General features: G+C 61.2%; 4 protein-coding genes and 2 pseudogenes. All 6 read left to right on the top strand.

Annotation, left to right across the window (positions count from 1 at the left end):
• Window positions 1-691, top strand: a 691-nt coding sequence (locus QP868_RS11845; RefSeq protein WP_284926770.1) for a siderophore-interacting protein, incomplete at its 5' end; no start/stop codon positions are given.
• Window positions 678-2,048, top strand: coding sequence for an MFS transporter (locus QP868_RS11850; RefSeq protein WP_051873817.1), 1,371 nt, complete (start codon window positions 678-680; stop codon window positions 2,046-2,048). The genes QP868_RS11845 and QP868_RS11850, both read left to right, overlap by 14 nt.
• A 383-nt stretch (window positions 2,049-2,431) precedes the next feature.
• Window positions 2,432-2,785: pseudogene (locus tag QP868_RS11855) on the top strand (type I restriction endonuclease subunit R); the annotation flags it as partial.
• A gap of 248 nt (window positions 2,786-3,033) precedes the next feature.
• Window positions 3,034-3,822 carry a type I restriction enzyme subunit R domain-containing protein gene (locus QP868_RS11860; RefSeq protein ID WP_473964651.1) on the top strand — a complete coding sequence of 263 codons (789 nt, stop codon included), beginning with the start codon at window positions 3,034-3,036 and terminating at the stop codon, window positions 3,820-3,822.
• Window positions 3,776-4,624, top strand: a complete 849-nt coding sequence (locus QP868_RS11865; protein WP_284926772.1) for a hypothetical protein — start codon at window positions 3,776-3,778, stop codon at window positions 4,622-4,624. The genes QP868_RS11860 and QP868_RS11865 overlap by 47 nt, the downstream gene beginning before the upstream one ends.
• Before the next feature lie 521 nt (window positions 4,625-5,145).
• Window positions 5,146-6,143 (top strand): annotated as a pseudogene (locus QP868_RS11870) (transposase).
• Window positions 6,144-6,182: the final 39 nt, after the last annotated feature.

Below are 6,182 nucleotides of genomic sequence, written 5' to 3' on the forward strand. Positions count from 1 at the left end.
CACAGCCCCGGAGATCTCAGACGTGGCGCTGATGGGTCCGGATGAGTATGTGGGTCTCTTCATGCCGCCGCCCGGGCAGGGCCTCCAGATGCCCGACTACGCAGGTCTCAACCCACGATCGACTCTCTCGCGCATTCCGGAGGCCTCCCGCCCCGATCTGCGGTGGTACACAGTGCGCGAACATCGCGCGGCGCTCGCTGAGATCGACATCGACATCGTCAGCCGCGGACACGACGGTCCCGGCGCCCGCTGGATCACACGGGTGAAACCTGGCGATCCGGTCGGCCTGCGCTTTCAGACCGCGCCTTACGGCAGTGCTCCCGATGTCGGGCACCACGTGCTGATCGCCGATGAGACCGGTCTTCCCGGTGTGCTCGAAATCCTCTCCGCTCACAAATCGGACCCCGAGCTGCGCTTCAGTGCGATCGTCGAGGTGCCGAGCGAGGACCATGTCCTGCCGGGTACGCGCGAAGCCGGCATCGCCGTCGTGTGCCGCGGTGGAGACGACCCCGGTTCTGCGCTCGCCGCTGAACTCGGCCAGCAGCAGTTGGGCAGGATCGACTACGGATGGGTGTGTGCCGAGGCCAAGACTGCCGCGCTCGGACGGCGCTTCCTGGTCAAGGAATGCGATGTCCCCCGCCGTCAGGTGATGAGCTCGGGCTTCTGGAAGGTTGGTCGTGCGCGCCTCTGACACACGAATCCGCAACGGATCCTCGAAAACCCGGCTCAGCGAACGGCGCTTCCTGCTGCTTCTTGCGCTGTATGCCTCCCAGTACTTCGGCATCGGGTTCCTCATGACCGGCGCTACGGCTATCCTCCGCGAGAAAGGGGTCGCACTCGAATCGATGGCAGCCGTGAGTGCCCTGGGGATGCTCTGGGCGGTGAAGTTCCTGTGGGCACCAGTGGTCGACCGATTCGGCCGCAACCGGGCCGGGGGCCACTACCGCAGCTGGCTGCTCGTTCTTCAGCCGCTTCTCGCCTGCGTCCTTGCGGTCATCGCCTGCCTGCCGGATGTGCGCGCACAGTTCGGGGTCTTCCTGCTGCTGGCCGCCGTCTACATCCTCCTCTCGGCGACGCAGGACGTAGCGGCCGATGCCTTGGCGATCTCTTCGATCCGCAGTGATGAACGCGGATTCGCCAACGGCGTCCAGGTTGCCGGGAGCTACATCGGCCTCATCGTCGGAGGCGGACTCACGACCGTGATCTACGGGTGGGCCGGCTGGTTCGCCGCCCTCGCGACTCTTGCTGTGCTCACCCTCCTGCCGACGCTGCTGATCGCCGTGAGCCCTGAACCCCCAGCCAGCGCCGAGGCGCGGGCCGCGCGGATCTCGGTGAACACCATCTGGACGGTGGTGCGCCAGCGGGGCGCGGGGATCTGGATGCTGCTTGTGGTGCCGATAACGTGGATGGGCCTCACTGCAGGCTACAGTCTCATCACCCCGAGCCTCATCGACCAAGGTTGGAGCGCCGAAGAGACAGCCACCCTGACTACGCTGCTCGCTGGTGTCTGCGGGACAGCTGCCGCCCTCGGCACAGGGGTGCTGATCCAGCGCTTCGGCAGGGAGCGCGTCCTGCTGGTCGGCTGTGCACTGGCGGTTATCGGAATGGTCGCGTTCCTCCCCGTCATCTCGGGTGTAGCATCCACGGTCTACATCGTCGCGGTGACGATCGTGTTCTTCCTCGGCTACACCGCCGGCTCCATCATCGTGTACTCGATCAACATGGACTACTCGCGTCCGGGCAGCGCTGGGTCGGACTACACCACGCTCGCCTCGTTCGCCATGCTCGTGTCCTTCGGCGCTGGCGCGGTCTCCCTGTCTGTGGCCGGCCAGCTGGGCTACGTGTCGGTGTTCGTCGGTTCGAGCATCCTCTACGCCATCGGCGCGGCACTGACCGTGTGGCACCAGCGGCGATACCGGACGCAGACGCTCAACCACGGCGCCGGTCGCGCCGTGCTGCCGGTCGAGTCGGCCGCTGCGGGGCCCGAATCGGTCGTCAGCACCGCTCTCAGCGCGACTGCACCTGACCGGGAGGAACGTGAACGCTGAACCCGGCGCTTGCGCGTGTTCCGTCGGCGGGGTGCAGTGCCAAGTCGTGCCGGCCGAGGCTTCAGTCGTCTGAGAGGTAACCGGTCTCCGGGTCGATCTCGGCGAGGAAGTCGCGGATCGCCTCGATGTGGTCCTCATCCGTCAGCGTGGAAGACGGATAGGTCCCGCCGGCAAAGCCGTAGCCCGGATTGGGTCCGGTGAGCCAGTCCTAGTGATACTCCTGCAGATCACTGAGAAGGTCGATCCAATCACTGGTGTTCGCTCGCGTAGTAGGCAGATCATCTTCCCGCGCTTCCACCAGTGGGAGGCCGTCACTAGTTTGCTCGAGACCACGAGCGCTGAGGGGGGCGGGTAGTAAGTACCTGATCTAGCACTCTGCAGGATCAGGAAAAACGAACTCGATCGCGTGGCTGGCTCACGGGCTGGCGAACCTCCACAACGCCGATATTTCGAAGACTTTTGATTCGGTGATTGTCGTGACAGATCGTACCGTGTTCGATGACCAGCTTCAGAAGGCAATCAAGGCAATTGAGGGCACGAGGGGTTTGGTCGAAACGATTAACGCTGACGAGGTTTGTAAAGCGTCAGCTACCTCAAAATCGGACCTGTTAGCCAAGGAACTGAGTAGCGGCAAGCTCATCATCATCGTCACGTTCCAGACTTTCCCGTTAGTGCTTGAGGCGCTTGCGCAGCAGGGTGGGCTCGCGGATCGCAAGTTTGCGGTAATCGCGCACTAGGCGCACTCATCTCAGACCGGTACAAGTGCTCAGAAGCTGCGACAGGTTCTTTCACAAGCAGAGGTCGAAGCCCTCGAGGGCGGTGGCGAGGTAAGCGTCGAGGACGTGCTTGCCGGTGAGATGGCAGCGCGGGCGACAGCTCAGAACATCTCGCTCCATGCATTTACTGCTACGCCGAAGGGCAAGTCGTTGGAGATGTTTGGCGCCCTGGTGCGGATGGGTTGCCACAGCCTTTCCACGTGTACACGATGCAGCAGGCCATCGAGGAGGGTTTTATCCTTGATGTGCTGCGTAACTACACGACTTATGAGACGGCTTTCCAGCTCGCTCAGAGAGCTGGTGGTGCTGTTGGTGGTGAAGATCTCGTCGATGAGGGCACCGCGAAAGAGAGCCTCATGCGGTGGGTGAGTCTGCATCCGGCAAACATTGTTCAGAAGGTTCAGATCATCGTCGAGCATTTCCGCGAGAATGTTGCTGAGCTCCTCGATGGACACGCTAAGGCGATGGTGGTGACCTCGAGCCGAGCCGCTGCGCTGAAGTACAAGATGGCAATCGATGCTTATGTTGAGAAACACAATTACCCATTGGGAACCTTGGTGGCGCTCTCCGGAAGCTTAACCGCTGAGCAGATTGATGATTTCGTGCCCGGAGTGCAGGAGCCATATACAGAAACGAACATGAACCCTGACCTGCGCGGGCGCGGGATTCCACAGGCGTTCGCGGGCGATCAGTTCCAGGTTCTGATTGTTGCCAACAAGTACCAGACGGGCTTTGATCAGCCGTTGCTGTTCGCGATGTACGTGGACAAACGCTTTGACGGGATCGAAGCGGTCCAGACGCTTTCCCGTCTGAACCGTACCCTGCCGTCGAAGGGTAAAGACACCATGTACATTCTTGACTTCGTCAACGACACGGACACGATCCTCGACGCACTCCTGCCGTACTACCGCACTGCCGAAATCATTGAAACTACCGACCCAGACCTCGTGCATGACCTTGCGCGGAAGCTTGAAATTGGGGATCTATACGAAGGATGACGTGGATGCCTTCGCGCAGGCATTCATCATCGAGAAGAAGCACGGTAAGCACACTGCACCGCTGAAGCAAGCCGCTGATCGGTTCAATGACCACTACGTCGCAGCCTTGGCCGACAACACAAAGGCCGAGATTGACGAGCTTGACCTCTTCCGCAAGGACGTTGGCTCATTCGTGCGCCTCTACGATTTCCTGTCTCAGGTTGTCGACTATCAGGACACCGACCTCGAGAACCTCGCCCTGTTCCTCCGGCTACTACGACCGCGACTTACTGGTCGCAAGACTCCAGAAGAGCTGGACTTTAACAACATCGAGCTCACCCTCATCAAGCAGACGCGCCAGAGCGAAGGAGCTATTTCACTCGGCGGCGACGGCGAGAAGCTCAACCCGATGGGAGTTGGCGGTGGACGTTCGCGCGACCCGCACCTGGTGGCCTGGGAAGAAACCCTGAACAACATCAATTCCCTGTTTGAGGACGAAGAGTTTGACCCTGGTTCAGTGGAGTCTTGGGGACAGGGCGTCGTCACGATTCTGGTTCAGAATGAAGAGATTAAGGATCAGGTCAACGCAAACACCAAGGAGCAGTTTCGTGAGTCGCAGACGATCGAAACTGCCGTCACGAATGCGGTGCTCGATCACCAGGACTCCCAGCAAAACATCATGGAGAAGTTCTTCGAAAGCGCTCATCGTAAGGGCCAGATCATTAAAGAGATCTCCGACCTTGTTTACTGGGAGCTTCGCCACCAGGCTGAGAAGGATACACAGCCTCAAGACGATGAAGAGGATGACGTCGACCAGGAGTAGCAATTGCTGCGCGCGAAATCCCGACTGGTTCACCCCTCTACGGAAGACAGCCGGGGTAGCGGCGTGCCGGACACTCAACGGTTAAGCAGCCTAATCTCCAAACGACGGCGACGGTACGAATTCCCAGTTCATAGCCGGTCTCGGCGCTATCGGATAGCACCACTCCGCACTGGAGTCTTGTATCCATCGTGACCAGTTGTGCGAAACTTTCACACCATGATGGATACAAACGCGCGCGAACTGCGATTTAGCCGCTTGATTGGTTCACTTCCAGTAGGCAAAGGTCGCTTACCAAACTGTCACCTCTGCTTGAGCGGCAGATCAAGGCCATCAGCAAGAAACTGGAAGTACCCGTTGCTCTTTAGGGCGTCTTTGCCGAATATTCCTAGCGTGGCGTGGCAGTGGAGTCCCGCATAGTGGTGTGTAGCCACTCGGTGGTCGGTCCCGTCGTGAAGGTCGGCGCGGTCACCGTGTGATCCTTCGAGGAATCTCCTACAACCCTCTCGAACGGAGTCATCACAATGACCGCTCCTCATATTTTCGACCCTGCTGGCCTGCTGGGCGAAGTCCTGGCTGAGGCGTCCCCGGACCTGATGCGTGACCTGCTGCAGACGGTGATCAACGCGCTTTTGTCGGCGGACGCTGATGCCGTGTGCGGCACCGAGTGGGGCAGGCCCAGCCCCGAGCGCACCGCGCAGCGTAACGGCTACCGTCACCGCCCTTTGGACACTCGCGTCGGCACCATCGATGTCGCCGTCCCCAAGCTGCGCAAGGGCACCTACTTCCCCGAGTGGCTCATAGAACGACTCAAGAGCTCCGAGGCGGCGCTGATCACCGTGGTCGCCGACTGCTACCTCGCCGGGGTCTCCACCCGCCGCATGGATAAGCTCGTCAAGACCTTGGGGATCAACTCCCTGTCCAAGTCGCAGGTCTCGCGGATGGTCACCAGTGACGCTCACGCCGGTCTGGTCGAGGCCATCAGCGCCAACATCCCCGGCGCCTCGTGCCAGCGCTGTCGCACCCACTAAGCCGCCAACCTCATGGCCGTGACCCCCAAGAGCCTGTGGCCCGCCGTCAAGGCGATGCTGCACTTGGTGTACGACCAGCCCGGCGCCGCCGCGGTCAACGCCCAGTTCGACCGACTGCTGGACTACGTGTGCGACAAGCTCCACGCCGTCGCCGAGCACCCGGACGCGGCACGAGACGACCTGCTGGCCTTTACCGCCTTCCCCAAGGACGTGTGGGTCCAGATCTGGCCCAACAATCCCAACGAGCGCCTCAACAAGGAGATCCGCCGCCGCACCGACTCCGTGGGAATCTTCTCCGCCGAGACGCCATCACCCGCCTCCTAGGAGGGGTCCTGGCCGAGCAGACCGACGAGTGGGCCGAAGGATGCCGCTACCTCAGCCTCGACGTCCTGGCCCGCTGCCGCCTCCACATCGTCCCCACCAACGAAACCGAGACCATCACCGACCAGCACCTCCCAGCTCTGACCGCCTCCCGTTACATTCATTTGTAGGTCCTCATCAGAGGATCTGGTCGCTGGTCCTGGTATGGC

The sequence above is a fragment of the Brevibacterium sp. UMB1308A genome (assembly GCF_030230605.1).
Taxonomy (GTDB): Bacteria; Actinomycetota; Actinomycetes; order Actinomycetales; family Brevibacteriaceae; genus Brevibacterium.

Excerpts from the sequence above, each read along its gene's own strand:
- QP868_RS11860 (WP_473964651.1), top strand. The coding sequence starts at position 3,034 with ATGCAGCAGGCCATCGAGGAGGGTTTTATCCTTGATGTGCTGCGTAAC.
- QP868_RS11865 (WP_284926772.1), top strand. The coding sequence starts at position 3,776 with ATGACCTTGCGCGGAAGCTTGAAATTGGGGATCTATACGAAGGATGAC.